Origin of the sequence: Haemophilus haemolyticus M19501 (assembly GCF_000222025.1) — a bacterium.
GTDB classification, from domain to species: Bacteria; Pseudomonadota; Gammaproteobacteria; order Enterobacterales; family Pasteurellaceae; genus Haemophilus; species Haemophilus haemolyticus_G.
Window position 1 is genome coordinate 337966 of sequence record NZ_AFQO01000007.1, and the last position, 26672, is coordinate 364637.

A 26672-nucleotide genomic window follows, 5' to 3' on the forward strand; every position below is an offset into this window, starting at 1 on the left:
GTTATATTTTTGAGGATGATTGAGTCTAAATAATGCTAACGCCTATATGGCTTGTAATAAAGCATTTGAGCATTATCGGCCTCAATATATTTAGGAGTGATATTATGTCGAAATTATCTCATCAAGATGCGCTTTCTCAAATTCAATATGGTCTCATTGCTTCTTGCCAACCTGTTGATGATGGCCCAATGGATAAACCAGAAATTGTTTCTGCCATGGCTCAAGCTTCTGTTGCTGGTGGCGCATCAGGTTTACGTATTGAAGGTGTAGATAACCTTAAAGCGACACGTCCTTTTGTAAACATTCCAATTATCGGTATTGTAAAACGTGACTTACCTGATAGTCCGATTCGTATTACGCCATTTCTGCAAGATATTGAAGATCTTGCCAATGCTGGGGCTGATATTATTGCGGTAGATGGTACTAACCGTCCTCGCCCAGTTGATATTGAAAGTGCGGTGAAAAAAATTCATGAAATGGGCTGCTTGGCTATGGCAGATTGCTCTAATTTAGAAGAAGGCTTGTATTGTCAAAAACTCGGTTTTGATATTGTGGGGAGCACAATGTCCGGTTATACAGGTGGTCCAGTCCCCGAAGAACCTGATTATCAATTAGTGAAAGATTTAAAAGCTGCAGGTTGTTTTGTGATGGCAGAAGGTCGCTATAATACGCCTGAATTGGCAAAAGTGGCCATTGAAATTGGCGCAGATTGCGTAACCGTGGGTTCAGCCTTAACTCGCCTTGAGCATATCGTGAGTTGGTTCGCTAATTCTGTGAAATCTGCAAGATAGTCGTAAGACATGTGAGAAAATACTTCATACTATAAGGATAAGTTATGCGTTGTTTAGCTCTAGACATTGGCGGTACAAAAATCGCAGCAGCTATCGTAAAAAATGGCGAAGTTGAACAACGCCAACAAATTCATACACCGCGTGAAAATGTGGTAGAAGGAATGCATCAAGCATTGGAACAACTTCTTACTCATTATGCGGGGCAATTTGATTATGTAGCGGTGGCTTCAACAGGCATTATAAATGACGGTATTTTAACCGCACTTAATCCTAAAAATTTGGGTGGTTTGAATCAATTTCCACTAAAAGAAAGTATTGCTAAACACACGGATAAACCAATTGGTTTATTAAATGATGCACAAGCCGCGACTTATGCGGAATATCAACTTCAAGATCCAGAGAAAGTATCAAACTTTGTTTTTATTACAGTTTCTACTGGCGTGGGTGGTGGTGTCATATTAAACCAACAATTACAAACTGGCCCAAAGGGAATCGCAGGACATATCGGGCATACATTAGCGGATCCAAATGGCCCAATGTGTGGTTGTGGTCGTCGAGGTTGTGTAGAAGCCGTTGCTGCTGGTCGTGCTATTGAAGCGGTATCTTCCCAATGGGATGATCCTTGCGAACCAAAAGAAGTTTTTGAACGTTTTAGAAAAAATGATGAAAAAGCTACCGCACTTATAGAACGTTCAGCTCAAGCCATTGCCAATTTAGTGGCAGATTTTGTGATTGGATTGGATGTACAAAAAGTCGTTATAGGCGGTAGTGTCGGGTTGGCTGATGGTTATTTACCATTAGTCAAACGTTTCTTACAGGCTATGCCTGCTGTATATAGTTGTGATATTGAATCTGCTAAATTTGGTCAAGATGCAGGATTAGTTGGCGCAGCTTATTGGGTGAAAGATGTTGTGCTTGATAAACCAAAAGGAACAATTTATGGCTAAATCCGGAAATGTGTTAAATACCATTAGTTCGCTTTACCATAGCCTAACCAAGTCAGAGAAAAAAATTGCTGATACGATTTTGCGTTCCCCTGATTTGGTGTCTCAATGTCCCCTTTCAGAAATCGCTAAACATTTGGAAGTTGGAGAAGCTACGCTCGTCCGTTTTTGTCGAACCATTGGTTTTAAAGGTTTCAGCGATTTTAAATTAGAACTTTCCATTGAGCTTGCCACGAAAGATAACAATGATGAAACTGTGCTCGAAACAGAAATTATGCCGAGTGATGATTCTTTAACGATTGCACAAAAGTTGCAAGCGGCAGTTTCTAATGTAATGGAAGAAACGGTTAATTTATTAGATTTAAAACAGCTTGAACAAGTGGTTAAAGCCATTAAAAAAGCACGTCGTATCTTTTTATTCGGCGTGGGATCATCTGGTGTGACAGCTGAAGATGCGAAAAATAAATTGATGCGCATCGGTTTCCAAGTGGATGCAACAGGCAATAATCATTTTATGTATATGCAGGCAGCATTACTTACGTCTTCTGATGTGGCAATTGGTTTAAGTCATTCCGGCTATTCCGCTGAAACAGCGCACACACTCAAAATTGCTAAACAAAATGGTGCAACGACAGTGGCATTAACTCACAGTTTGCGTTCACCCGTTACAGAATATGCTGATTATGTTTTGGTAAATGGTAATAAACAAGGGAAGCTACAAGGTGACTCCATTGGTACCAAAATTGCACAGCTTTTTGTATTAGATTTAATTTATGCTTTGTTAGTGCAGGGCGAAGAAGAACTTGCAGCTCAAACCAAGCAAAAAACTCTCAATGTGATTCTTGAACAACGTATAAAATAGGAGAAAACTTATGCGTGATTTAAAAGGTATTTTCAGTGCATTATTAGTGTCATTTAATGAAGATGGCACAATTAATGAAAAAGGTTTACGTCAAATTATCCGCCACAATATCGATAAGATGAAAGTTGATGGTTTATATGTGGGTGGTTCAACAGGCGAAAACTTTATGCTTTCAACTGAAGAGAAAAAAGAAATCTTCCGTATTGCAAAAGATGAAGCAAAAGATCAAATCGCGCTAATTGCTCAAGTGGGTAGCGTAAACTTAAAAGAAGCGGTGGAATTAGGTAAATATGCAACAGAATTAGGCTACGATAGCTTATCTGCCGTCACTCCGTTCTACTATAAATTTAGTTTTCCTGAAATCAAACATTATTACGACACCATTATTGCAGAAACGGGCAATAATATGATCGTGTATTCTATTCCGTTCTTAACTGGCGTGAATATGGGAATTGAACAATTTGGTGAACTTTACAAAAACCCGAAAGTATTAGGGGTAAAATTCACAGCAGGTGATTTCTACTTATTAGAACGTTTGAAAAAAGCTTATCCAAACCACTTAATTTGGGCTGGTTTCGATGAAATGATGTTACCTGCGGCCGCACTTGGTGTGGATGGTGCAATTGGTTCAACTTTCAATGTAAACGGTGTTCGTGCTCGTCAAATTTTTGAATTAACCAAAGCGGGTAAATTAGCCGAAGCGTTAGAAATTCAACATGTAACCAACGACTTAATCGAAGGTATTTTAGCGAACGGTTTATATTTAACCATCAAAGAATTGCTTAAATTAGAAGGGGTGGATGCGGGTTATTGCCGTGAGCCAATGACAGCAAAAGCAACAGATGCTCAGCTTGCTAAAGCAAAAGAGTTGAAAGCGAAATTTTTATAATTAATGGAATATCGTGAGAACCTAGGGGAGCGATTTCCCTAGGTTACTCATAATTTATCCCTCTTGGGGTAGCAATTCTCGTTTCCTGCTTCTCAGTTTTTCTATTTCGTAGTGGGGAACCATTATGTTTAACCGTTGGTTTGTTTATCCACGGTATTGAAAATAAAGGAAGTATAGTATGCGTCTTATCCCTCTACACAACGAACAACAGGTGAGTCGTTGGGCTGCACGCCATATTGTTGATCGTATCAATCATTTTAATCCTACGGCTGAACGCCCTTTTGTTCTCGGTTTACCAACTGGTGGTACGCCATTAAAAACTTACCAAGAATTAATCGCACTTTGTAAAGTGGGAGAGGTGAGCTTTAAGCATGTAGTAACATTCAATATGGACGAATATGTGGGTTTACCAGAGGAACATCCTGAAAGTTATCATAGTTTTATGTATAACAATTTCTTTAATCATGTCGATATTCAGCCAGAAAATATCAATATTCTTAACGGTAACACGGATGATCATGATGCTGAATGTCGCCGTTATGAAGAAAAAATTAAATCTTATGGAAAAATTAATTTATTTATGGGCGGAGTCGGTAATGATGGTCATATCGCCTTTAATGAACCAGCGTCATCATTGAGCTCTCGCACTCGTATTAAAACGTTAACTCAAGATACACTGATCGCAAATTCACGTTTCTTTGATAATGATGTAAATAAAGTGCCTAAATATGCTTTGACGATTGGCGTAGGCACATTATTAGATGCCGAAGAAGTGATGATCCTTGCGACAGGCCATCATAAGGCGCTTGCAGTTCAAGCAGCTGTAGAAGGTGGTGTGAACCATATGTGGACAGTGAGTGCACTTCAGCTACATCGCCATTTTGTGTTAGTTTGTGATGAACCTGCACAACAAGAATTGAAAGTAAAAACTGTTAAATATTTTACTGAATTAGAACAACGCGCCATTCATAGCGTGTTATAAGATCCTACCGCTCAAAAGAGCGGTAATTTTTCTGATTATTTTATTTAAGGACAAAAAATGAGATATGCATTAACGAATTGTGTGATTTACACAAAATATGATGTTTTACGTGATTTTGCTGTAATTATTAACGGTGAAATTATTGAAGCGGTAGTTCCACAAGCTGAATTAGAAACAGGCATCAAAACCATTGATTTACACGGTAATAATTTAACTGCTGGTTTTATTGATCTGCAATTAAATGGCTGTGGTGGCGTGATGTTTAACGATCAAACTAGCGTTGAAACCTTGGAAATTATGCAGGAAACTAACTTGAAATCAGGTTGTACAAGTTTCCTTCCAACGTTTATCACTGCACCAGATGAAAACATAAAAAGTGCGGTGAAAATTATGCGTGAATATTTAAATAAGCATAAAAACCAAGCACTTGGTTTACATATTGAAGGGCCGTTTATCAGTGTTGAGAAAAAAGGGGTACACCGTCCTGAATATATTCGTGAAATTACGCCTGAAATGAAGGATTTCCTCTGTGAAAATGGTGATGTTATTACAAAAATTACCATTGCCGCAGAAAACCCAACTATTAACTATACGCCTGATTTTGTGAAAGCGGGCATTATTGTCTCTGTAGGCCATTCCAATGCGACTTATGAAGTCGCTAAAGCCGCATTCCACAAAGGTGCAACTTTTGCGACTCACTTGCATAATGCAATGTCGCCAATTAGTTCTGGACGTGCTATGGGCGTAGTAGGGGCGGTACTAGATTCTGATGTTTACACTGGTATTATCGTGGATGGTGTGCATATCAATTACGGCAATGTTCGCATTGATAAAAAAATCAAAGGTGACAAACTTTGTATTGTAACTGATTCTCTCGCTGCAGCAGGCGCCCCACCTGAATTGGAAACATTTACCTTTGTAGGTAAAACCATTTATATCCGAGATGGCCGCTGTTTTGATGCAAACGGTACGATCGCTGGTGCATCAATTACCATGATCGAGTCTATTAAAAATGCAGTGGAGTTTGTAGAAATTCCACTTGCTGAAGCAATTCGAATGAGTAACCTTTATCCTGCACGAGCAATTGGTGTGGATGAGCGTTTAGGTTCTGTAGAAAAAGGAAAAATCGCGAATTTAGCTATATTTACACCAGATTACAAAGTAATCGGCACAGTAGTAAACGGAGAGTGGAAAGAGAATTAATAGTACACACCTTAAATAGCTAATTGATTTAAAAATCTGTGATATATGTCACAGATTTTTGATTGATATTTTGCTACTCTAAAAAATCTCTTAATTATCATTTATTTGACAAAAGGAAAAATATTATGACAATCATCAAGCAAGCAAGCAAGCAAGCAAGCAAGCAAGCAAGCAAGCAAGCAAAATAGTCTAACCCGCCTTTCTTTAATCACTCTACTTATTTCCACATCTTTTTATTCTGTTCAATCTTTTGCGGCAGATGATACAACTTGGCAGTTACAAACAGGTAAAGGTTTAAATGCTAAAGACGATACCAAAAAAAATGCAGATAATATTGCAATTGGGAAAAATAGCAAATCAAAGGGTATTTTTGCTGTAGCAATTGGTTATAATGCAGAATCTAATTCTTCAGAGGGAGGCAACATAGCCATTGGTTACGGCAGTAAAGCATTAAATGGCTATTCAAGTGTTGCTGTTGGCTTTCAAGCACAAGCTAAGTCTAAAGACTCTATTGCAGTAGGTAATAGTGCGCAGGCTCAAGACGGTGATAATGCCGTAGCATTTGGTCAAGATGCCAAAGTTTCTAAATTGCCTGTAAATCAAACAACGCCAATCAATGGCACGTCTAAGCAAGTTGTTACCGACGGTAGCGGTAATGTGACAAATGTTATTACAACTTCTCAAAATGAAGAAACTGTCATTAAAAGTTATGGTGAAACTTTCGGTAGCCAAGCATTTGGTTATAAAGCTTCATCGCACGGACTACTCGCCAATTCATTCGGTGCATATAGCACTACAGGGGCAACAGGTGCTAGCGCATACGGTGCGCAAAGTAGTGCATTAGGTAAATTCAGTACAGCCATTGGCTTTAATTCAAAGGCAATACAAAAAGATTCTTCTGCATTAGGGTATTTTGCTGAAGCGAAGGCACAAGACTCTTTGGCATTAGGCGCAAATAGCACAGCAGAAAAAGAAAAATCGGTTGCTTTAGGTAATTATTCTATTGCCGACCGTGCCAACACGGTTTCTGTGGGAAGCAAACAAGCGAACTATCGTCGCCAAATCGTCAATGTCGCCGATGGCACAGAAGATTATGATGCAGTAAATGTCCGTCAATTAAATGCAGTAGAAGCTAAAATTGGTCAAGTGAATAATCAATTTGCTCAAGTTGATACCCGTTTAAATCGAACAGATTTACGTATTAACCGCGTTGGTGCAAGTGCTGCGGCGTTGGCTTCATTAAAACCTGCACAATTAGGCGAAGATGATAAATTTGCGTTGTCTTTAGGCGTGGGAAGCTATAAAAATGCACAAGCGATGGCAATGGGTGCAGTGTTTAAGCCTGCTGAAAATGTGTTGCTTAATGTAGCGGGGAGTTTTTCTGGTTCGGAAAAAACTTTTGGCGCAGGTGTTTCTTGGAAATTTGGTAACAAATCAAAACCTGCAGTTTCAACACAAAGTGCGGTCAATTCTGCGGAAGTTTTGCAATTGAGACAAGAAGTAGTGATGATGCGTTCTCAACAAGTAGAAACCAACAAAAAACTGCATAAACAAGCTGAAATGGAAAGCGAATTGAAGCAGTTACGTCGTGAATTACTTGAATTGAAAAAAGCATTGAAGAAATAAGAGAAAAAGGCGGAACAATTATTCCGCCTTATTTATTTGATCTGCCATTTTAATAGTTATCATTTTTATCTATAATATAAAAACCAAGTTAATTACTAGGAGATAAAAATGGCAAAAGATGAAGTTGGGCATAATTTTCTTGCACGTTTGGGTAAAACGCGTTTGCGTCCAGGTGGTAAAAAAGCGACAGATTGGTTAATTGCCAATGGCGATTTTAGCCAAGATAAAAAAGTGTTAGAGGTTGCTTGTAATATGGGAACGACAGCCATTGGATTGGCGAAGCAATTTGGTTGCCATATTGAAGGTGTTGATTTAGATGAAAATGCGTTAGAAAAAGCACAAGCAAATATTGAAGCAAATGGCTTGCAAGAAAAAATTCATGTGCAGCGTGCGAATGCGATGAAGTTGCCTTTCGAGGATGAAAGTTTTGATATTGTCATTAATGAAGCGATGCTCACGATGTTACCCGTGGAAGCGAAGAAAAAAGCCATTGCAGAATATTTTCGAGTGTTAAAACCAAATGGTTTATTGCTTACTCACGATGTTATGCTGGTGGGGAATGATCATCAAACTATTCTAGAAAATATGCGAAAAGCGATTAATGTGACTGTCACGCCATTAACGAAAGATGGCTGGAAGGGAATATTCCAAGAAAGTGGCTTTAGAAATGTTGATACTTTCTCTGGTGAGATGACATTACTTTCACCAAAAGGAATGATTTATGATGAGGGCATTCTCGGGACGTTAAAAATCATCCGTAATGCGATGAAAGCGGAAAATCGTGAGCAATTTAAAAGAATGTTTAAAACCTTTAATGATCCTGAACATAAATTACATTTTATTGCTGTATGTAGCCAAAAATAATATAAAAAACGAACCGCTCTTTTATGTGCGGTTCGCTTTTTTTACGATAATTTTTTCACTAGGGTTGTTTAGATTTATTTTGAATAATCCCTTGTACCAAAAATCGCAGTGCCAATTCGTACCATAGTAGAACCGCATTTTATTGCGCTCGGCATATCGTCAGTCATTCCCATAGAAAGAGTATCAATTTGTTGATTGGGTAAGGCTTGTTTAAGTTGCTCAAATAGAGACAACATCTTTCTAAATGCATTTTCTTGTTCTGAGATGTTATCGGTTGGCGCGGGTATTGCCATTAAGCCACGTAAGCATAAGTGCGGTAAATTTTCGATGTGTTTTGCCAGTGTTAGCATTTCCTCAGGTTGAATACCTGATTTACTTTCTTCATCGCTGATATTAACCTGAATTAAGACATTCAACGGTGCTTTGTTAATTGGTCGTTGTTTATTTAAACGATCTGCAGTTTTTGCTCGATTAAGTGTTTGCATCCAATCAAAATGTTCTGCAACGAGACGTGTTTTATTCGATTGTAATGGACCGATAAAATGCCATTCAAGGTTAATACCTTGAGATCCAAAATATTGGATCTTTTCTACCCCCTCTTGCACGTAATTTTCTCCAAAAGCCGTTTGTCCAGCTTGATAAGCCGAAATAATGGCGGAAATAGGTTTGGTCTTAGATACGGCAAGTAATTTAACAGTATTTTGATCGCGTCTTGCTTCTTCGCAAGCTGTTTTAATTTTTTGATGAATTAGGTTGATATTATGCTGGATATCCATAGGTTCTCCTTTATAAAAGTGCGGTTAGTTTACACGAAATTTATTTACTGAGAAAATTTCTGAAAAATTTGTTACTTTCTGTTTGACAAGCTCGGAAAATTTCGGTATTTCTTTATGCATTCATTTTTCGAGATAAAACACAATGAAAAATAACCGCACTTTATCCGTAATCATTAGCACGATTACCACGATTATGATGACCATTACTATGATTAATGGCGCGGGTTAGTGCACCAAAAAACAGGATACAGAAAACCCGCGATTCAACTGAATAGCGGGTTTTTTTATAAATTAAAAAACACAATATCTCTAGGAGAACCAATCATGCGCGTACTAAAATTTGGCGGCACTTCGCTTGCAAATCCGGAACGTTTTTCCCAAGCAGCGAAATTGATCGAGCAAGCTCATTTAGAAGAGCAGGCAGCAGGTGTTTTATCAGCACCAGCCAAAATAACTAATCATCTCGTCGCCCTTTCTGAAAAAGCTGCATTAAATCAACCAACCGATACGCATTTCAACGAAGCAATCGAAATTTTCTATAACATCATCAATGGCTTACATGCCGAAAATAATCAATTCGACTTAAATGGCACCAAAGCGCTTATTGATACTGAATTTGCTCAAATCAAAGGATTATTAGAAGAAATTCGTCAGGCAGGAAAAGTAGAAGATGCAGTTAAAGCGACGATTGATTGCCGTGGTGAAAAACTTTCTATTGCAATGATGAAAGCTTGGTTTGAAGCGCGTGGCTATAGCGTACATATTGTGGATCCTGTCAAGCAATTATTAGCAAAAGGCGGTTATCTTGAATCTTCTGTTGAAATTGAAGAATCAACAAAACGTGTTGATGCAGCAAGTATCGCAAAAGATAAAGTGGTGCTTATGGCTGGCTTTACTGCGGGTAACGAAAAAGGTGAGTTGGTTCTGCTCGGTCGTAATGGCTCAGACTATTCTGCAGCCTGTTTAGCCGCTTGTTTAGGCGCAAGCGTATGCGAAATTTGGACTGATGTGGATGGCGTTTATACTTGCGATCCGCGTTTAGTGCCTGATGCACGTTTATTACCAACTCTTTCTTATCGTGAAGCGATGGAGCTTTCTTATTTCGGTGCGAAAGTGATTCATCCTCGTACGATTGGCCCATTGTTGCCACAAAATATTCCTTGTGTCATTAAAAATACAGGAAATCCTTCTGCGCCGGGTTCGATTATTGATGGCAATGTGAAATCAGAAGGTTTACAAGTCAAAGGTATCACTAACTTAGATAACTTGGCGATGTTTAATGTATCAGGCCCTGGTATGCAAGGCATGGTAGGCATGGCATCTCGCGTATTTTCAGCTATGTCAGGCGCAGGCATTTCAGTCATCTTAATTACCCAGTCTTCATCTGAATACAGTATTAGCTTCTGCGTGCCAGTGAAATCTGCAGAAGTAGCGAAAACCGTACTAGAAACAGAGTTTGCTAATGAATTAAACGAACATCAATTAGAACCAATTGAAGTGATTAAAGATTTATCCATTATTTCTGTGGTGGGTGATGGAATGAAGCAAGCGAAAGGAATTGCTGCTCGTTTCTTCTCTGCTTTAGCGCAGGCAAATATTAGCATTGTGGCGATTGCACAAGGTTCTAGTGAACGTTCAATTTCTGCAGTTGTGCCGCAAAATAAAGCGATTGAAGCGGTGAAAGCTACCCATCAGGCTCTTTTCAATAATAAAAAAGTAGTGGATATGTTTTTAGTGGGCGTTGGTGGAGTAGGCGGAGAATTAATTGAGCAGGTAAAACGCCAAAAGGAGTATCTAGCAAAGAAGAATGTTGAAATTCGAGTTTGTGCTATAGCAAATTCTAATCGTATGTTACTTGATGAAAATGGATTATGTTTAGACGATTGGAAAAACGATTTAGAAAATGCGACTCAGCCATCAGATTTTGATGTATTGCTTTCTTTCATTAAATTACATCATGTGGTGAATCCAGTATTTGTAGATTGTACCTCAGCCGAATCTGTAGCGGGGCTTTATGCTCGTGCGTTAAAAGAAGGTTTCCATGTGGTTACGCCAAATAAAAAAGCGAATACACGAGAATTAGCTTATTACAATGAGTTACGTCAAAATGCTCAAGCAAGCCAACATAAATTCTTATATGAAACCAATGTGGGCGCTGGTTTGCCAGTTATTGAAAATCTTCAAAACTTACTTGCTGCGGGTGATGAACTTGAATATTTTGAAGGCATTTTATCTGGCTCGCTTTCCTTTATTTTTGGTAAATTGGAAGAGGGACTTTCTCTTTCAGAAGTCACCGCGCTTGCGCGTGAAAAAGGGTTTACTGAGCCAGATCCTCGTGATGATCTCTCTGGACAAGATGTCGCGCGCAAATTATTAATTCTTGCTCGTGAAGCTGGAATTGAGCTTGAACTTTCAGATGTTGAAGTTGAAGGTGTATTGCCGAAAGGCTTCTCTGAAGGAAAATCTGCAGATGAATTTATGGCAATGTTGCCACAACTTGATGAAGAGTTTAACGCTCGTGTTTCCACCGCTAAATCTGAAGGAAAAGTATTGCGTTATGTTGGAAAAATTTGTGAAGGTAAATGTAAAGTATCCATTGTTGCAGTTGATCAGAATAACCCACTTTATAAAGTGAAAGATGGTGAAAATGCTTTGGCATTTTATACTCGTTATTACCAACCTATCCCACTTTTATTACGTGGTTATGGTGCAGGTAATGCGGTGACGGCGGCAGGTATCTTTGCAGATATTTTAAGAACATTACAACATTAATAAGGATTCCCAATGTTAAGAATTTACGCCCCTGCATCTAGCGCGAATATTAGCGTAGGTTTCGATACTTTAGGTGCTGCGATTTCTCCTATTGATGGTTCATTGTTAGGTGATGTGGTTCAAATAGAATCTATTTCAAGTGGTTTTGAGTTAGAAAGTGCGGGCTATTTTGTTCGTAAATTACCGAAAGAACCGCAAAAAAATATTGTTTACCAAGCTTATGTGCTATTTACTGAGCAATTAAAATTATGCGGAGCAAATGTAAAACCTTTGCGTTTAACGCTGGAAAAAAATATGCCTATTGGCTCTGGTTTAGGCTCTAGTGCTTGTTCTATTGTTGCTGCATTAGTGGCATTAAATCAGTTTCATAATGAACCTTTTTCGAAAATGGAGTTGCTTGAAATGATGGGCGAATTGGAAGGTCGTATTTCTGGTTCAATCCATTATGATAACGTCGCACCTTGCTATCTTGGCGGTGTGCAATTTATGGTGCAATCGCTTGGCAATATTTGTCAAAAACTGCCATTTTTTGATAATTGGTATTGGGTGTTGGCGTATCCAGGAATTGAAGTTTCTACTGCTGAAGCTCGTGCAATTTTACCGAAAAGCTATACTCGACAAGACGTGATTGCCCATGGTCGTCATTTGGGTGGTTTTGTGCATGCTTGCCATACCCATCAGGAAAACCTTGCAGCGATTATGATGAAAGATGTCATTGCCGAGCCTTATCGTGAATCTCTGTTACCTAATTTTGCTGAAGTAAAACAAGCTGCGCGAGACTTAGGCGCGCTTGCCACAGGTATTTCAGGCTCAGGCCCAACTATTTTCTCTATTGCTCCAGACTTACAAACCGCAATTAAACTTTCAACTTATTTAGAGAATCATTATTTACAAAATAATGAAGGTTTTGTGCATGTATGTAAGGTTGATAACGAAGGCGCAAGAGAAATTAAATAAGTTAATTTAAATAGATAAAGTCAGATTAAAAACGGATTAAATATGAATTTATACAATATCAAACATCCCGAAGAACAAGTCACTTTTTCTCAGGCTGTTCGTCAAGGACTTGGTCGGGATCAAGGTTTATTCTTTCCTGAAGTTATTCCTCAACTTAATAACATTGATGAATTACTTGAATTACCTCTTGTTGAGCGTAGTCAAAAAATCTTAGGCGCCTTAATCGGTGAAGAATTACCTAAAGCAACGTTAGATGAGATGGTAAAAAATGCATTCACTTTCACCGCACCGTTAGAAAAAGTGGAAGATAATATTTATGCACTTGAATTATTTCATGGCCCCACATTAGCATTTAAAGACTTTGGTGGGCGTTTTATGGCACAGGCACTTGCTGCGGTACGTGGCGATGGAAAAATTACCATTTTAACGGCTACGTCTGGCGATACTGGAGCTGCTGTAGCACATGCGTTTTATGGATTAGAAAATATTAATGTAGTTATCCTTTATCCAAAAGGCAAAATCAGTCCATTACAAGAAAAGCTATTCTGTACTTTAGGTGGGAATATTCGTACTGTTGCGATTAATGGTGATTTCGATGCGTGTCAGGCTTTGGTTAAGCAAGCCTTTGATGATGTTGAATTGCGCCAAGCTATCGGACTTAACTCTGCAAATTCTATTAATATCAGCCGCTTATTAGCTCAAGTTTGTTATTATTTTGAAGCTGTCGCACAATTGCCAAAAGAAAAACGTGATAATGTTGTGCTTTCTGTGCCAAGTGGTAATTTTGGTAACTTAACTGCGGGATTAATTGCAAAAACCTTAGGCTTGCCAATAAAACGCTTTGTCGCCTCAACAAATGCAAATGATACTGTGCCACGTTATTTGAAGTCGGGAAATTGGGATCCTAAAACGACAGTTGCAACTCTTTCTAACGCAATGGATGTAAGTCGCCCAAATAACTGGCCAAGAGTGGAAGAACTGTTTAAACGAAATGGTTGGAATTTAACTGATTTAGGCTCGGGAATGTTAAGTGATAGCGAAACAGAAGATACCTTAAAAGCGATGCAGGCAAAAGGTTATTTATGTGAACCTCACGGTGCGATTGCTTATCAGGTGCTGAAAGATCAACTTAAAGCAGATGAAACAGGAATCTTCCTGTGTACGGCGCATCCTGCAAAATTTAAAGAATCTGTAGAACGTATTCTTGGTATTCAGCTTCCATTACCTGAAACACTGGATAAACATAATCAGCTACCATTGCTTTCTGATGAAATGGATAATGATTTTGCACAACTACGGGCTTACTTATTAAAGTAATAAAGTGCGGTAAATTTTTATTGTGTTTTGGATAGCATCTGATTTTTAGGTGCTATTTATTTTTAGAAAATAGGGTATAGAGATAAAAAATAAGGATGTATTAACTAATTAGTTTTATATTAGATAGAAAGAACACCTATTTATCAATAAGCTAGTGATTTAAAAAAGTAGTATTAATTTAGGCAATAAAAAACACATTTCAGCACTTACTTTATTTTTAAGTGGTGGGTCGTGAAGGATTCGAACCTTCGACCAACGGATTAAAAGTCCGCTGCTCTACCGACTGAGCTAACGACCCAATTAGATGATTTTAAAGTAAATTTTAAAATCTTTGGATTAGTGTTTAAATGGTGCCCGAAGCCAGACTTGAACTGGCACGCCTCGAAAGGCGAGGGATTTTAAATCCCTTGTGTCTACCGATTCCACCACTCGGGCAAATTGGAGCGGGAAACGAGGCTCGAACTCGCGACCCCGACCTTGGCAAGGTCGTGCTCTACCAACTGAGCTATTCCCGCATTTATCACCAATCAGCATTGCTGCGTGACAACGGGGAGTATTTTACGGTTTTATAGTCTTGTGTCAAATGAAAAAATAAAAAAAACTTTGTTTGATTAAAAATAAGACAAAATAATAAAAGTACGGTAGAAAATACCGCACTTTATCCTGAACTAGAGTTTTAGGTCATCTAGTAGGCTACCTTTTGCTGCCTGTAAATATTGGATCATTGACCATACTGTTAAAATGGCTGCGATGTAAAGCAAGATTATAGCGGCAATTTCCATATAGTTATTGTAACGCCATAATAATCCGCCTAGGGCTAACATTTGTGCGGTTGTTTTCCATTTTCCCCACCAAGAGACAGCGACTTTACTACGTTCTCCGAGTTCAGCCATCCATTCACGTAATGCGGAAATAATAATTTCGCGAGAAATCATAATAATCGCAGGAATCGTAATCCAAAGAGAGTGTTGATATTCAACGATGAGAACCAAGGCGGCGACAACCATTACTTTATCCGCAACAGGATCCAAAAAAGCGCCAAATCTTGTAGTTTGTTTCCATTTACGAGCCAAATAACCATCAAGCCAATCAGTAACACCTGCAATAAAGAATATGAATGTAGTAATAAAAGGGGAGGATTCGATAGGTAAATAAAATGCAATCACGAAAAACGGAATCAGGATTACGCGAAACATCGTTAGGAAAATAGGAATATTAAATTTCATAGAAATGAACCGCTCTTGGTGTTAGAGATACGCCTATTCTAAAGTATCTAAGACTATAAAAAAAGCCACATTATGTGGCTTTCTTGTAAATAATTACGGATTAAAGTTTATCAGCGTTTTGTTTTAAGTATTTTGCAACGCCTTCAGGGTTATCTTTCATCCCTTCTTTACCTTTTTCCCATTGAGCAGGGCAAACTTCACCGTGATCTTCATGGAATTGTAATGCATCAACCATACGTAACATTTCATCGATGTTACGACCTAATGGAAGATCGTTTACTACTTGGTGACGAACGACGCCATTTTTGTCGATTAAGAATGAAGCGCGTAATGCAACGCCTGCTTCAGGATGTTCAATACCGTATGCTTGAGCAATTTCGTGTTTTACGTCTGCCGCTAATGCATATTTAACTTGGCCGATACCACCATTTTCAGTTGGGGTGTTACGCCATGCATTGTGAGTAAATTGAGAGTCGATAGAAACACCAACGACTTCTACGCCACGTTTTTTGAATTCTTCATAACGGTGGTCAAATGCGATTAACTCAGAAGGGCAAACGAAGGTAAAGTCTAACGGGTAGAAGAAGATTACCGCTGCTTTACCAGCAATGTGTTGTTTAAAGTTGAAGTTATCAACGATTTCGCCATTGCCTAATACAGCAGATGAAGTAAAATCTGGTGCTTGACGGGTTACTAATACCATAGTCATAATTCCTATATAAAGTTAAGTTGAAGTTTTGCCACACAAAATAGCGACGCGATTCTATTTGAAACGCCGACATTTTTATACTCGATTTTATCTATTAAAGCAATTAATCTTATCTAAAATAAGGTGGAAATATGCAACAACACAATCTATCAACAACATTTGTCCATGCAGGGCGTAAAAAACGTTTTTCACAAGGATCTGTAAACCCCGTTTTACAGCGAGCTTCTTCATTAGTATTTGACAGTATTGAAGATAAAAAACACGCTACTCAACATAGAGCAAAAGGTGAATTATTTTATGGCAGAAGAGGGACGCTAACACATTTTGCTTTACAAGATTTAATGTGTGAAATGGAGGGAGGCGCAGGCTGTTATCTTTATCCTTGTGGTGCAGCAGCAGTAACTAATTCGATTCTTTCTTTTGTAAAAAGTGGCGATCATGTATTAATGAGTGGTGCAGCTTACGAGCCAACCCAAGATTTCTGTAATATTGTGCTGAAAAAAATGCAGATCGATACCACTTATTACGATCCTCTTATTGGGGCTGATATTGCAACGCTTATTCAACCGAATACAAAAGTACTTTTTTTAGAAGCACCGAGTTCTATCACAATGGAAATTCCCGATATTCCGACTATTGTGAAAGCTGCAAGAACGGTGAATCCTAATATTGTGATTATGATTGATAATACTTGGTCGGCAGGTGTTCTATTTAAAGCGTTAGAGCATGATATTGATATTTCTATTCAAGCGGGTACGAAATATTTAGTGGGGCATTCTGATATTATGATTGGTACTGCTGTTGCGAATGCCCGAACTTGGGATCAACTTAGAGAACATTCCTATTTAATGGGGCAGATGGTGGATGCGGATTCTGCTTATACGACTGCTCGTGGTATTCGTACATTGGGTGTACGATTAAAACAACATCAGGAAAGCAGTATTAAAGTGGCAAAATGGTTGAGTGAGCAACCAGAAGTAAAAACGGTGTATCATCCAGCCTTACCAAGCTGTCCTGGTCATAAATTCTTTTTACGAGACTTTAGTGGAAGCAGTGGCTTATTTTCTTTTGAATTAACTAAGCGATTGACATCGGAACAAGTCTCAAATTTCATGGATCATTTTCAACTGTTCACTATGGCTTATTCATGGGGAGGATTTGAGTCTTTAATTCTTTGTAATCAACCAGAAGAAATTGCACATATTCGTCCAAATATTAAACGTAATCTTACAGGTTCGTTAATTCGTGTGCATATCGGTTTTGAAGATGTAAATGAATTGATTGCAGATTTAAAAGCTGGATTTGAGCGAATTGCTTAAAAAGTGCGGATAAAAAAAATGCCTGTTTTATTACAGGCATTTTTATTAGGATTATTTTTGTTCTGAAACTAAACCAATTTGGGAACCGTCAGAAAAATGAATTGAAGTCCCAATAATATCGACTTGAATACTTTTTCCTTGTTGTAAGTGAGGACGAATTTGAGAAAGCACTGCTTCTTCATCGGTTGATAAGGTAACGATCTCATTTGCTTTCGGTGCAATTGTTTTTCCAAATTGTAATGCAGGAAGATTTGCTACATAGAACGGCTGGTTATTTTCTTTATAAATAGTTAGCCATTGTGCTTCTGAAATTGCTTTATCGCTTAAATTTGTAATTTCATAAGTGATAGAAAAAGATTTTAAATCATCGGTAACAGAAACATTAGTAACTTTTATGTTTGCAACTTTTTGAAATTCTGCATTAGCTTGAGCGACTAATTCATCTATTTTGATTTGTGCCTGTTGTTCTGATTGGTTGGTTGCTGGTTGTGCAGCTTCTGTTGCGGGTTGAGCTTTTTCTACAGCAGGTTGAGTTGCTTCTACTGAGGGTTTTTCAGCTTTTTTTTGTTCTTTATCGTTACAAGCAGTTAAAGCAATTGAGCTTGCGACGATAGTTGCGAAAAGAAAAGACTTATTAAATTTCATTGTTTATTCCTATTGAAGTGGTTAAATAATGGTTCAGTGGCGTTAATTATAGATCATATATTTTGGTATGACAGTCTTTTCTTTTGAAAGTTCATAGAAGTTGTTTTATCATATTTTTCGTTTTCCTTAATCAACAGAGAAGCACAATGAAACATATTCATATCTTAGGTATTTGTGGCACATTTATGGGCGGCGTGGCGATGATTGCTAAACAAATGGGCTATCACGTAACGGGTTCAGATACTAATGTTTACCCTCCAATGAGCACTTTTTTAGAAGAGCAAGGTATCCAGATCATTCCAAATTATGATGTTGTACAATTACAACCTGCGCCTGATATGGTAATTGTTGGTAATGCGATGAAACGCGGTAATCCTTGCGTAGAATATGTGTTGGAAAATAATTTGAAATACACATCTGGTCCTCAATGGTTACATGATCATTTATTGCGAGATCGTTGGGTATTGGCGGTTTCTGGTACGCATGGAAAAACAACGACAACAGGCATGCTGACTTGGATTCTGGAACAAAATGGTTTAAAACCTGGTTTTTTAATCGGTGGTATTGCGGGTAATTTTGGCATTTCAGCTCGTTTAGGAGACAGCCCTTATTTTGTTATTGAAGCTGATGAATATGATACGGCTTTCTTTGATAAACGTTCGAAATTTGTCCATTACAATCCGCGTACACTTATCGTAAATAACATTAGCTTTGATCATGCAGATATTTTTGATGATCTCAAAGCGATTCAACGCCAATTTCATCATATGATTCGAACTATTCCAGCCAGTGGCTTGGTATTAAGTTCGGCGAGTGAACAAAGTGCAAAAGAAACGCTGGCATTGGGATGTTGGTCGCAACAACAATTTTTAGGCAAAGATAATGAGTGGTTTGCTGAACGTATTACAAATGATGCTTCACATTTTGCTGTCTTCCATCATGGAGAAAAAGTGGCAGAAGTAAAATGGAATGTCGTGGGACAACATAATATGCATAATGCGTTAATGGCAATAGCGGCTGCTCATCATATTGGCGTTGCTATTGAAGATGCGTGCAAAGCATTGGGATCTTTTGTAAATGCTAAACGTCGTTTAGAAGTGAAAGGCGAAGTTAATGGCATTACAGTTTATGATGATTTTGCGCATCATCCAGAAGCTATTCTTGCTACGCTAACTGCTTTGCGAGATAAAGTAGGTGGCGGCGTGCGAATTCTTGCCGTGCTTGAGCCTCGTTCTAACACAATGAAAATGGGGGTTCATAAAGATGAAATTGCGTCTGCGCTTGGTCGAGCTGATGCCGTGTTTATGCTTCAACCTGAACAGCTTCCTTGGGAAGTGGCTGATATTGCAAACCAATGTGTACAACCTGCTTATTGGCACGCAAATTTGGATCGATTAGTGGATATGATTGTTGCAGAGGCTCAACCTACGGATCATATTTTAGTGATGTCTAACGGCAGTTTTGGTGGCATTCATCAAAAAATTCTTGATAAGCTAAAACTGAAATAATAAAAGTGCGGTTAATTTAGAACCTGTTTTTAAATTGACTGCACTTTTTATTTCTGACTTTTAGGCTATATCTATTTTTAATTTGTAATTCATAAAAAGGAACATTTATACAATGGCTGATCCACATATTAAATCACCGATGGATTTTTTAGATAATCTGACTGTTATTATTTACCGCACTGGCTTTGTGATAGCAGCGTTGGCTGTTCTTACAGTAAGCTGGTATCCAGATTTGTCACTTATATTTATATTAATTGCAGCAACTTGCTGTGCCTCTTCGTTACATATTTATCTCAAATCCTTCCGATTGCTTTTCCAATTTGCTACTTGGATAGGATTACTTTTTTATATTAATCATTATCCTGCTTTGGCTCTTGGTGGTGCGTTACTTACTTTAGGTGGTTTGTGTTTTAAAGAATATTTTTGTTTCCGCGTACCTTTGCTAAATTTACAGCCGATATTTGTGGCTTGCTTGTGGTTTTCGTGGGTATTAAATAATTTTATCGCACTACGAATTTTTTCTATTATTTCTGGCGTATTACTTTTCGTTTTAGCGATACAAAAATGGCGAATGCCTTTGCATTTTGATATTGGAGACAAAACAAAATATCAAATTTAGAAAAGAAAATGACCGCACTTTTATGTGCGGTCATTGTTTTTAGAAAGGTTTATTTAGCTAAGCATTCCATGTAACTATCTGCGGTAGATTGCAAGAATGTTGCATAAGAATTTTTGCCTAAAGTGACTTTATCGCCAATTGGGTCGAGTTGTCCTACATTGACTTTAGTATTTTGAGCTAAAGACTCAATCACTTTTGGTGTAAATTGAGGCTCTGCGAATAAGCAATTTACTTTATGTTCATCAATTTCTTCTTTAATGTGTGCTAAAGTTTTTGCACCCGGAGCAACTAATGGATTGATGGTAAAGTAACCCGTTTGTTTTAAACCATAAGCATCGTTGAAATAACCATAAGCATCGTGGAAAACGTAGAAACCTTTGTCTTTTACATTTGCAAGTTGTGCTGTGATTTTTTCACTTTGTTCTGCCAAAGTGCGGTTAAAATCTGAAAGATTTTGTGCAATTAATGCTTTTTTATTTGGGAATTGTGCAGTTAATTTATCCGCTACTTTTTGTGCAACAATTTTGCTGATAGCTGGAGAATACCAAACGTGCCAGTTTGTTGTTAAACCCTCGTGATGATCGTGATCATGATGTTCGTGATCGTGTTTATGGTCGTGATCGTGTTCGTGCTTATGGTCATGATCGCCATCTTCATGGAAATGCTCGTGGTGAGCTTGAATTAATAAAGGTTTAACATCCGCAAGATCGGCAATGGTAATCACTTTTTTGCGTTCAATTTGACTAATTGGCTTATCTAAAAATGAATCAACATCTTCACCAACCCATACTACTAAATCTGCAGATTTTACTTTTTGAATATCAGATAATTTCAAATTGTAATCATGTGGAGATGCGCCAGCAGGCACAAGAACTTGCGTGCCAGTTACACCCTCTGCAATAGATGAAACAATAAAGCCCAAAGGTTTTACTGATGTCAATACATCGGCATTTGCCATCATTGGTGTGCTTAAAAGTGCGGCAGAAATTGCACTAATTTTTAAAAGTTTTTTCATATTTCTGTTTCCTTACTTGTTGATAATAATTAGTAAAGGGCAAAAAGCCTACGCTCTTTTCTGTAAATTGCAATGATTTTATAGTGAAAAAGAGGGAAAATTTTTCATTTTTAAAGTAAATAGGTTTCATTCAATAAAAAATGCACATTTATGGTCAATGTGCATTTTAAAAGGAAGACTAAGATTTTTTCTTGAGTAATTTATCTATTACACGAGAAACAGCAAAAAAACCAAAGGCTGCCGTGATCATTGTGGCTGCACCAAACCCATTTGCGCAATTCATCGTAGCAGAAATTGCACAGTCCTCAGTCATTTGTGGAAATATTAAAGGTTGTGTTGAAAATACCGCATCGATACTAAATTTGCGTTTTGGATTTTGGCTAAAATTGTAATCCTTGCGTAAAATTGACCGCACTTTAGCAAGGAGAGGATCTTGAATGGTTTTACTAAGATCGGCAATTTGAATTTGGGTTGGATCAGTTTGACCACCAGCACCACCAATAGTAATTACATTAATTTTGTTACGTTTACAATAAGCAATCAGCGACGCTTTAGTTTTCACATTATCGATGGCATCAATGACGTAGTCATAGCCTCGATTGAGGTAATCCGCTTGATTTTCTGGCGAGATAAAATCATCAATAATATTGACGGTACATTCTGGGTTAATTAATTTTACTCGCTCTGACATGACTTCAGTTTTTAATTTGCCGATTGTGCCGCTCATCGCAGGAAGTTGGCGATTGATATTCGTGACGCAAATATCATCCATATCAATTAATGTGAGTTCGCCAATGCCAGATCGTGCTAAGGCTTCAACAACCCAAGATCCGACACCGCCAATGCCAATCACGCAAATATGCACTTGGCGTAAGCGTGCTAAGCCATCAGGCGTATAAAGTCGCCCAATGCCACCAAAGCGTTGTTCGTAATTATCTATTCTAGCCATTATTGTAATACCCATACTCTACCGTAGTGTTTTGAAAGCCCTGCAATATGTCCCGCTCTAGCACCGATACCACGATATAAGTCAAAGTGATGACCTTTCACTGCACCGCCTACATCAAGTGCAACCATTAAGTGTAATTTGTGTGTGCCAAGCCAATTTCCATTATTATCAATATCTGGTACTTCGACTAAAAGTACAGAGCCAGATGGGATAACATTGCGATCTGATGCCACTGAAGCCATTGCTACAAGAGGAACGCCTGCAGAGCCTTTTACTTTGCCACTTGGATCATTTTTAAAGAATACATAAGCTTCATTGCGTTCTAACAAGCTTTGTACACGCGATGGATTACGATTACCCCATTCTCGAATTGCTTGAATAGACATTTTTTCTTTTGGAATTTCGCCATCTTCCACTAATAAACGCCCGATAGCCGTGTAAGGGAAACCATTTTGTCCTGCGTAAGCAAAATAGTTAAGATTGCCATCGCCAAAATCTATATAACCACTGCCTTGTACCCCAAGTAAAAAGTTTTCCAACATGGAATCGCTATATGCTAACTCTAATCCTTTCCCCGCTAATGCTCCCGCGTAAATTTGCGCTCGACTTAGACGTTTTTTCACAGGCATACGATAAATTGGATTTTTAAATTGACCTTGTGGGGTATGACGAGCATAAAGTATAGGCGAATAATAGCCTGTCATCAGCACATTTTGAAATCCATCAAAGCCACGCATAATTTGCGGTTGGATATTAAATTGAGTGAGTTCATTAATATTTGCCCCAGAAAGAACCCAATTTGTAATTTTTTCATAATTATCGTAAAAATTGGTGGAAAGTTTACTCGAATAATTTTTTATATTGGAAAGCTGTGTTAAAAAATCGCCTTGATTTATTACCGTACTTTGGTTTTCTATATGGGAAACAGGCATAAGAGCTGCTTGCTGATAAGTTCGATTGGTATATTTTGCACCGAATTGTTGAGGATCACTACCATTTGAGGTGGTGGGAATCTGAGTGTTTTTTATGTTAGAGGTACAAGACACCAAAAGTGCGGTAATAATTGAGATAGAAAAAGTTTTGAACCAAAATGGTTTACACACCGACATTTTCAATCCTAAAGTAAGCAGAAATAAGGTTGCATACGCTACCAAAATTTACAGAAAACAACCAGTGTTATTTAGTGAAATTGCTTAATAAAACTACATATTGAACATTTTATTAACAAACAATTGATAAAGTTTTGTTTAATTCTTGCAATTAAATTTTAAGCGAGTATAGTACGCCCCATCAGACGCGGGGTGGAGCAGCTTGGTAGCTCGTCGGGCTCATAACCCGAAGGCCGTCGGTTCAAATCCGGCCCCCGCAACCAACAAATTCTAAAGCCCTGATTTAAGAAAATCAGGGCTTTCTTTTTACAGTTTAATTCGCAATGATGATCTCAATTAGATCATCTTTTTCTATGCTATAATCCCTCAAAATTTTCAAAATCGGTATCTAAATGAAACAATTATTTGCAACGACTTCTCGTGGCTTTGAAGAATTATTAAAAGTTGAACTCACTGAACTTGGTGCGCAAGAGGCAAAAGTGGTTCAAGGTGGCGTTCATTATCAAGCTGATGACGAAACTTTATACCGCACTTTACTTTGGTCACGCCTTGCTTCACGCATTTTATTTCCTTTGATTGAAACCAAAATTTACAGTGATTTGGATCTTTATGCGGCTGTTTCAGGCTTTAATTGGTTAGCGCAATTTGATGAAAGAGTTACATTCTTTGTCGATTTTAATGGAACCAACCAAGAAATTCGTCATACTCAATTTGGTGCGATGCGTGTTAAAGATGGAATTGTCGATTACTTTGAACGTCAAGGTAAAACTCGCCCTGATGTAGATAAAATTCAGCCAGACGTACGTATTCACGCTTATTTGAATCGTGAAAATTTAGTGATTTCTTTAGATTTAAGTGGGGAAGCATTGCATTTACGAGGCTATCGTGAAGATGCAGGTCAAGCTCCTTTACGCGAAACTTTAGCAGCTGCAATTGTTATGCGTTCAGGTTGGCAAGCGGGTTCTCCATTAGTGGATCCAATGTGTGGTTCAGGCACGCTTTTAATTGAAGCGGCACAAATGGAAGCCAAAATTGCGCCGCAGCTGTATCGTTTACATTGGGGATTTGATTTTTGGAAAGGGCATAATCAATCGGCTTGGGAAAAGGTAAAAAATGAAGCGATTGAATTAGCAGAAGAAAAACAACGTGAAATTCAACCGCACTTTTATGGATTTGACCTCGATCACCGCGTATTAAAAAAGGCACAGAGGAATGCACAAAATGCAGGTGTTTCACATTTAATTAAATGGCAGCAGTCTGATGTGGCAGCGTTGAAAAATCCTCATTTAAATGAAGTCGGTACGGTTATCTGTAATCCACCTTATGGAGAACGCTTAGGTACAACCCCAGCATTGATCGCACTTTATTCTGTAATTGGGCAAAGACTTAAAAAAGAATTTTGCGGTTGGAATGTTTCTGTTTTTAGTAGCGAATCCACATTGCTTGATTGTTTGAGAATGCGTGCTAGCCGACAGTTTAAAGCAAAAAATGGCCCATTAGATTGTGTGCAGAAGAATTATCAAGTTTCAGAACGAAAATCTGACGAAATTACAGCTGAAAATGAACTAGAATTTAACCGCACTTCGGAGGTGGTAACCGATTTTGCTAATCGATTACAAAAAAATATTAAGAAAATTAGCAAATGGGCAAAGCAACAAGGATTAGATGCTTATCGTTTATATGATGCTGATTTGCCTGAATATAATTTAGCCGTCGATCGTTATGCAGATTACATTGTTGTGCAAGAGTATGCAGCGCCGAAAAATATTGATGAAAATAAAGCGCGTCAACGTTTATTGGATGCGGTTACTGCAACTTTGCACGTTACAGGTGTCGAAACGAATAAGTTGATCCTTAAAGTTCGCCAGAAACAAAAAGGTACCAACCAATATGAGAAATTAGCCAATAAAGGTGAATACTTTTATGTGAATGAATATGGCGTGCAACTTTGGGTAAATTTGACAGATTATTTAGACACAGGCTTATTCTTAGATCACCGTTTAACAAGAAAAATGATTGGTGAATTGGCAAAAGGTAAAGATTTCTTGAATTTATTTGCTTATACTGGCTCAGCAACTGTTCATGCGGCACTTGGTGGTGCGAAATCGACAACGACCGTTGATATGTCCAATACTTATCTTAATTGGGCGGAGCAAAATCTTATTTTGAATGATATTGAAGGTAAACAACATAAATTAATTCAAGCAGATTGCCTTCAATGGTTAGAAAAATGTGATCGTCAATTTGATTTGATATTTGTGGATCCACCGACGTTTTCAAATTCTAAACGTATGGACGAGAGTTGGGATGTTCAACGAGATCATGTGAAATTGATGAGTAATCTAAAACGAGTTTTGTCGAATAATGGCACAATTGTCTTTTCGAATAATAAACGTGGATTCAAAATGAATCTAGTTGCGTTGGAAGAATTAGGTTTAAGTGCGGTAGAAATTTCGCATAAAACGTTACCACTAGATTTTGAACGTAATAAACAAATTCATAATTGTTGGATGATTCAACATATATAATGATTCGCCAAGTTGTAAAATAGTCGAAAAAATAGTGAATTTTAAACAAACTGAATAAAAAACTATCGCTCAAACATTTTTTTTCAAAAAGTGCTAGACAAGGTTTTATTAAATCATTAATATACGCCTCCGCAACGACGCAGTAACGCGTTCGTAGCTCAGTTGGATAGAGCGTTGGCCTCCGGAGCCAAAGGTCGCAAGTTCGAATCTTGTCGAGCGCGCCAGGTCAGTGCAATAACAACTTTTAATGGTGGCTATAGCTCAGTTGGTAGAGCCCTGGATTGTGATTCCAGTTGTCGTGGGTTCGAATCCCATTAGCCACCCCATCTTATCTTTAATAAGATCTGACGGCGAGTAGCGCAGCTTGGTAGCGCAACTGGTTTGGGACCAGTGGGTCGTAGGTTCAAATCCTATCTCGCCGACCACTTTATTTTGCTCTTTAACAATGTATCAGACAATCTGTGTGGGCACTTGTTGATTGACTTGTTTTAAAATATTTTTAATTTTGAAGTCTTAATAGGTGCTTAACTGAAAATTCATAATTACTTTTTAAGTAGTGTTTTATTTATAGCTAAGCAGTATATTGAGCGATTGAACTTGAATTGAAGAGTTTGATCATGGCTCAGATTGAACGCTGGCGGCAGGCTTAACACATGCAAGTCGAACGGTAGCAGGAGAAAGCTTGCTTTCTTGCTGACGAGTGGCGGACGGGTGAGTAATGCTTGGGAATCTGGCTTATGGAGGGGGATAACGACGGGAAACTGTCGCTAATACCGCGTAATATCGAAAGATTAAAGTGTGGGACCTTCGGGCCACATGCCATGAGATGAGCCCAAGTGGGATTAGGTAGTTGGTGGGGTAAAGGCCTACCAAGCCTGCGATCTCTAGCTGGTCTGAGAGGATGACCAGCCACACTGGAACTGAGACACGGTCCAGACTCCTACGGGAGGCAGCAGTGGGGAATATTGCACAATGGGGGGAACCCTGATGCAGCCATGCCGCGTGAATGAAGAAGGCCTTCGGGTTGTAAAGTTCTTTCGGTATTGAGGAAGGGATGTATGT

22 protein-coding genes, 7 tRNA genes, 1 rRNA gene, 1 pseudogene and 1 other annotated feature are annotated in these 26672 nt (G+C 38.3%); of the genes and pseudogenes, 21 read left to right on the forward strand and 10 right to left on the reverse strand.

The features are described 5' to 3' along the window. The first annotated feature begins 104 nt into the window (after positions 1–104). The 9 genes and pseudogenes from GG9_RS04120 to GG9_RS04085 all read left to right on the forward strand — a co-directional run bounded on the left by GG9_RS04120 (position 105) and on the right by GG9_RS04085 (position 8161). Positions 105–791: a putative N-acetylmannosamine-6-phosphate 2-epimerase gene (locus tag GG9_RS04120; RefSeq protein WP_005631497.1), complete on the forward strand. Its 687-nt coding sequence runs from the start codon at positions 105–107 to the stop codon at positions 789–791. A gap of 44 nt (positions 792–835) precedes the next feature. Next, positions 836–1738 (forward strand): N-acetylmannosamine kinase, encoded by a 903-nt coding sequence (locus GG9_RS04115; RefSeq protein ID WP_005631505.1) that lies wholly within the window; start codon positions 836–838, stop codon positions 1736–1738. Continuing rightward, positions 1731–2597, forward strand: coding sequence for a MurR/RpiR family transcriptional regulator (locus GG9_RS04110; protein ID WP_005625613.1), 867 nt, complete (start codon positions 1731–1733; stop codon positions 2595–2597). Before GG9_RS04115 ends, GG9_RS04110 begins: the two co-directional genes overlap by 8 nt. 10 nt (positions 2598–2607) lie before the next feature. After that, a complete protein-coding gene (gene nanA, locus GG9_RS04105) occupies positions 2608–3486 on the forward strand; it encodes an N-acetylneuraminate lyase (protein WP_005631506.1) in 879 nt (292 codons plus the stop codon). A gap of 178 nt (positions 3487–3664) precedes the next feature. Then, on the forward strand, positions 3665–4468 hold the full coding sequence (nagB, locus tag GG9_RS04100) for a glucosamine-6-phosphate deaminase (RefSeq protein ID WP_005631507.1): 804 nt from the start codon (positions 3665–3667) through the stop codon (positions 4466–4468). A gap of 57 nt (positions 4469–4525) precedes the next feature. Next, positions 4526–5671 carry an N-acetylglucosamine-6-phosphate deacetylase gene (nagA, locus tag GG9_RS04095; protein ID WP_005631508.1) on the forward strand — a complete coding sequence of 382 codons (1146 nt, stop codon included), beginning with the start codon at positions 4526–4528 and terminating at the stop codon, positions 5669–5671. A 333-nt stretch (positions 5672–6004) separates the two neighbouring features. Continuing rightward, positions 6005–6235, forward strand: a pseudogene (locus GG9_RS09755) (YadA-like family protein); the annotation flags it as partial. A gap of 24 nt (positions 6236–6259) precedes the next feature. Continuing rightward, a complete protein-coding gene (locus GG9_RS09305) occupies positions 6260–7297 on the forward strand; it encodes a YadA-like family protein (RefSeq protein WP_005631509.1) in 1038 nt (345 codons plus the stop codon). Positions 7298–7405: 108 nt separating this feature from the next. After that, entirely contained in the window at positions 7406–8161 is a 756-nt protein-coding gene (locus GG9_RS04085) for a class I SAM-dependent methyltransferase (protein ID WP_005631510.1), read from the forward strand. A gap of 74 nt (positions 8162–8235) precedes the next feature. Here the strand turns inward: GG9_RS04085 and GG9_RS04080 are convergent, their stop codons facing one another. Continuing rightward, positions 8236–8937 carry a YggS family pyridoxal phosphate-dependent enzyme gene (locus GG9_RS04080; RefSeq protein WP_005631511.1) on the reverse strand — a complete coding sequence of 234 codons (702 nt, stop codon included), beginning with the start codon at positions 8935–8937 and terminating at the stop codon, positions 8236–8238. Positions 8938–9107: 170 nt separating this feature from the next. Further along, positions 9108–9226, forward strand: a sequence feature (Thr leader region). A gap of 35 nt (positions 9227–9261) precedes the next feature. Between GG9_RS04080 and thrA the strand changes: the two genes are divergently transcribed. The 3 genes from thrA to thrC are packed head-to-tail and all read left to right on the forward strand — an operon-like array spanning position 9262 to position 13983. Further along, positions 9262–11709 carry a bifunctional aspartate kinase/homoserine dehydrogenase I gene (gene thrA / locus GG9_RS04075; RefSeq protein ID WP_005631512.1) on the forward strand — a complete coding sequence of 816 codons (2448 nt, stop codon included), beginning with the start codon at positions 9262–9264 and terminating at the stop codon, positions 11707–11709. A gap of 12 nt (positions 11710–11721) precedes the next feature. Continuing rightward, a complete protein-coding gene (gene thrB / locus GG9_RS04070) occupies positions 11722–12666 on the forward strand; it encodes a homoserine kinase (RefSeq protein ID WP_005631514.1) in 945 nt (314 codons plus the stop codon). Positions 12667–12708: 42 nt separating this feature from the next. Then, positions 12709–13983 carry a threonine synthase gene (gene thrC, locus GG9_RS04065; RefSeq protein WP_005631517.1) on the forward strand — a complete coding sequence of 425 codons (1275 nt, stop codon included), beginning with the start codon at positions 12709–12711 and terminating at the stop codon, positions 13981–13983. 222 nt (positions 13984–14205) lie between these two features. Here thrC and GG9_RS0108685 read toward each other — a convergent pair. The 5 genes from GG9_RS0108685 to GG9_RS04055 all read right to left on the reverse strand — a co-directional run bounded on the left by GG9_RS0108685 (position 14206) and on the right by GG9_RS04055 (position 15912). Continuing rightward, positions 14206–14281, reverse strand: a tRNA-Lys gene (locus GG9_RS0108685). A gap of 50 nt (positions 14282–14331) precedes the next feature. Continuing rightward, positions 14332–14418, reverse strand: a tRNA-Leu gene (locus tag GG9_RS0108690). 4 nt (positions 14419–14422) lie between these two features. After that, positions 14423–14498, reverse strand: a tRNA-Gly gene (locus GG9_RS0108695). A gap of 153 nt (positions 14499–14651) precedes the next feature. Beyond that, on the reverse strand, positions 14652–15209 hold the full coding sequence (gene pgsA / locus GG9_RS04060) for a CDP-diacylglycerol--glycerol-3-phosphate 3-phosphatidyltransferase (protein WP_005625600.1): 558 nt from the start codon (positions 15207–15209) through the stop codon (positions 14652–14654). Between the two features lie 100 nt (positions 15210–15309). Further along, entirely contained in the window at positions 15310–15912 is a 603-nt protein-coding gene (locus tag GG9_RS04055; RefSeq protein WP_005631520.1) for a peroxiredoxin C, read from the reverse strand. Positions 15913–16049: 137 nt separating this feature from the next. Between GG9_RS04055 and metC the strand changes: the two genes are divergently transcribed. Further along, positions 16050–17237, forward strand: coding sequence for a cystathionine beta-lyase (gene metC / locus GG9_RS04050; RefSeq protein ID WP_005631522.1), 1188 nt, complete (start codon positions 16050–16052; stop codon positions 17235–17237). A 51-nt stretch (positions 17238–17288) separates the two neighbouring features. Here metC and GG9_RS04045 read toward each other — a convergent pair whose 3' ends face one another. Beyond that, positions 17289–17882, reverse strand: a complete 594-nt coding sequence (locus GG9_RS04045; protein ID WP_005631525.1) for a hypothetical protein — start codon at positions 17880–17882, stop codon at positions 17289–17291. A gap of 146 nt (positions 17883–18028) precedes the next feature. Between GG9_RS04045 and mpl the strand changes: the two genes are divergently transcribed. Then, positions 18029–19390 carry a UDP-N-acetylmuramate:L-alanyl-gamma-D-glutamyl-meso-diaminopimelate ligase gene (gene mpl, locus GG9_RS04040; RefSeq protein ID WP_005631527.1) on the forward strand — a complete coding sequence of 454 codons (1362 nt, stop codon included), beginning with the start codon at positions 18029–18031 and terminating at the stop codon, positions 19388–19390. A 112-nt stretch (positions 19391–19502) separates the two neighbouring features. Beyond that, complete coding sequence (locus GG9_RS04035) at positions 19503–20009, forward strand: DUF2301 domain-containing membrane protein (protein ID WP_005631528.1); 507 nt, start codon at positions 19503–19505, stop codon at positions 20007–20009. A gap of 49 nt (positions 20010–20058) precedes the next feature. Here GG9_RS04035 and znuA read toward each other — a convergent pair whose 3' ends face one another. The 3 genes from znuA to mltA all read right to left on the reverse strand — a co-directional run bounded on the left by znuA (position 20059) and on the right by mltA (position 23082). Beyond that, complete coding sequence (gene znuA / locus GG9_RS04030) at positions 20059–21024, reverse strand: zinc ABC transporter substrate-binding protein ZnuA (protein WP_005631530.1); 966 nt, start codon at positions 21022–21024, stop codon at positions 20059–20061. A 178-nt stretch (positions 21025–21202) separates the two neighbouring features. Beyond that, positions 21203–21973: a tRNA cyclic N6-threonylcarbamoyladenosine(37) synthase TcdA gene (gene tcdA / locus GG9_RS04025; RefSeq protein WP_005631531.1), complete on the reverse strand. Its 771-nt coding sequence runs from the start codon at positions 21971–21973 to the stop codon at positions 21203–21205. Then, the gene (gene mltA, locus GG9_RS04020; RefSeq protein ID WP_005631533.1) at positions 21973–23082 is read right to left on the reverse strand and encodes a murein transglycosylase A; all 1110 of its coding nucleotides are present in this window, start codon (positions 23080–23082) and stop codon (positions 21973–21975) included. Before mltA ends, tcdA begins: the two co-directional genes overlap by 1 nt. A gap of 186 nt (positions 23083–23268) precedes the next feature. Between mltA and GG9_RS0108700 the strand changes: the two genes are divergently transcribed. From GG9_RS0108700 to GG9_RS0108720, 6 genes are all read left to right on the forward strand, one after another. Then, positions 23269–23345: transfer RNA gene (locus tag GG9_RS0108700), tRNA-Met, on the forward strand. Positions 23346–23474: 129 nt separating this feature from the next. Next, complete coding sequence (rlmKL, locus tag GG9_RS04015) at positions 23475–25610, forward strand: bifunctional 23S rRNA (guanine(2069)-N(7))-methyltransferase RlmK/23S rRNA (guanine(2445)-N(2))-methyltransferase RlmL (protein WP_005631535.1); 2136 nt, start codon at positions 23475–23477, stop codon at positions 25608–25610. Between the two features lie 147 nt (positions 25611–25757). After that, positions 25758–25834: transfer RNA gene (locus GG9_RS0108705), tRNA-Arg, on the forward strand. Between the two features lie 26 nt (positions 25835–25860). Next, a tRNA-His gene (locus GG9_RS0108710) sits at positions 25861–25936 on the forward strand. 22 nt (positions 25937–25958) lie between these two features. Then, positions 25959–26035 (forward strand) — tRNA-Pro (locus GG9_RS0108715). Positions 26036–26209: 174 nt separating this feature from the next. Continuing rightward, positions 26210–26672, forward strand: a 16S ribosomal RNA gene (locus tag GG9_RS0108720); the annotation flags it as partial.

Excerpts from the sequence above, each read along its gene's own strand:
- GG9_RS04120 (WP_005631497.1), top strand. The coding sequence starts at position 105 with ATGTCGAAATTATCTCATCAAGATGCGCTTTCTCAAATTCAATATGGT.
- GG9_RS04115 (WP_005631505.1), top strand. The coding sequence starts at position 836 with ATGCGTTGTTTAGCTCTAGACATTGGCGGTACAAAAATCGCAGCAGCT.
- GG9_RS04110 (WP_005625613.1), top strand. The coding sequence starts at position 1,731 with ATGGCTAAATCCGGAAATGTGTTAAATACCATTAGTTCGCTTTACCAT.
- nanA (WP_005631506.1), top strand. The coding sequence starts at position 2,608 with ATGCGTGATTTAAAAGGTATTTTCAGTGCATTATTAGTGTCATTTAAT.
- nagB (WP_005631507.1), top strand. The coding sequence starts at position 3,665 with ATGCGTCTTATCCCTCTACACAACGAACAACAGGTGAGTCGTTGGGCT.
- nagA (WP_005631508.1), top strand. The coding sequence starts at position 4,526 with ATGAGATATGCATTAACGAATTGTGTGATTTACACAAAATATGATGTT.
- GG9_RS04085 (WP_005631510.1), top strand. The coding sequence starts at position 7,406 with ATGGCAAAAGATGAAGTTGGGCATAATTTTCTTGCACGTTTGGGTAAA.
- GG9_RS04080 (WP_005631511.1), bottom strand. The coding sequence starts at position 8,937 with ATGGATATCCAGCATAATATCAACCTAATTCATCAAAAAATTAAAACA.
- thrA (WP_005631512.1), top strand. The coding sequence starts at position 9,262 with ATGCGCGTACTAAAATTTGGCGGCACTTCGCTTGCAAATCCGGAACGT.
- thrB (WP_005631514.1), top strand. The coding sequence starts at position 11,722 with ATGTTAAGAATTTACGCCCCTGCATCTAGCGCGAATATTAGCGTAGGT.
- thrC (WP_005631517.1), top strand. The coding sequence starts at position 12,709 with ATGAATTTATACAATATCAAACATCCCGAAGAACAAGTCACTTTTTCT.
- pgsA (WP_005625600.1), bottom strand. The coding sequence starts at position 15,209 with ATGAAATTTAATATTCCTATTTTCCTAACGATGTTTCGCGTAATCCTG.
- GG9_RS04055 (WP_005631520.1), bottom strand. The coding sequence starts at position 15,912 with ATGGTATTAGTAACCCGTCAAGCACCAGATTTTACTTCATCTGCTGTA.
- metC (WP_005631522.1), top strand. The coding sequence starts at position 16,050 with ATGCAACAACACAATCTATCAACAACATTTGTCCATGCAGGGCGTAAA.
- GG9_RS04045 (WP_005631525.1), bottom strand. The coding sequence starts at position 17,882 with ATGAAATTTAATAAGTCTTTTCTTTTCGCAACTATCGTCGCAAGCTCA.
- mpl (WP_005631527.1), top strand. The coding sequence starts at position 18,029 with ATGAAACATATTCATATCTTAGGTATTTGTGGCACATTTATGGGCGGC.
- GG9_RS04035 (WP_005631528.1), top strand. The coding sequence starts at position 19,503 with ATGGCTGATCCACATATTAAATCACCGATGGATTTTTTAGATAATCTG.
- znuA (WP_005631530.1), bottom strand. The coding sequence starts at position 21,024 with ATGAAAAAACTTTTAAAAATTAGTGCAATTTCTGCCGCACTTTTAAGC.
- tcdA (WP_005631531.1), bottom strand. The coding sequence starts at position 21,973 with ATGGCTAGAATAGATAATTACGAACAACGCTTTGGTGGCATTGGGCGA.
- mltA (WP_005631533.1), bottom strand. The coding sequence starts at position 23,082 with ATGTCGGTGTGTAAACCATTTTGGTTCAAAACTTTTTCTATCTCAATT.
- rlmKL (WP_005631535.1), top strand. The coding sequence starts at position 23,475 with ATGAAACAATTATTTGCAACGACTTCTCGTGGCTTTGAAGAATTATTA.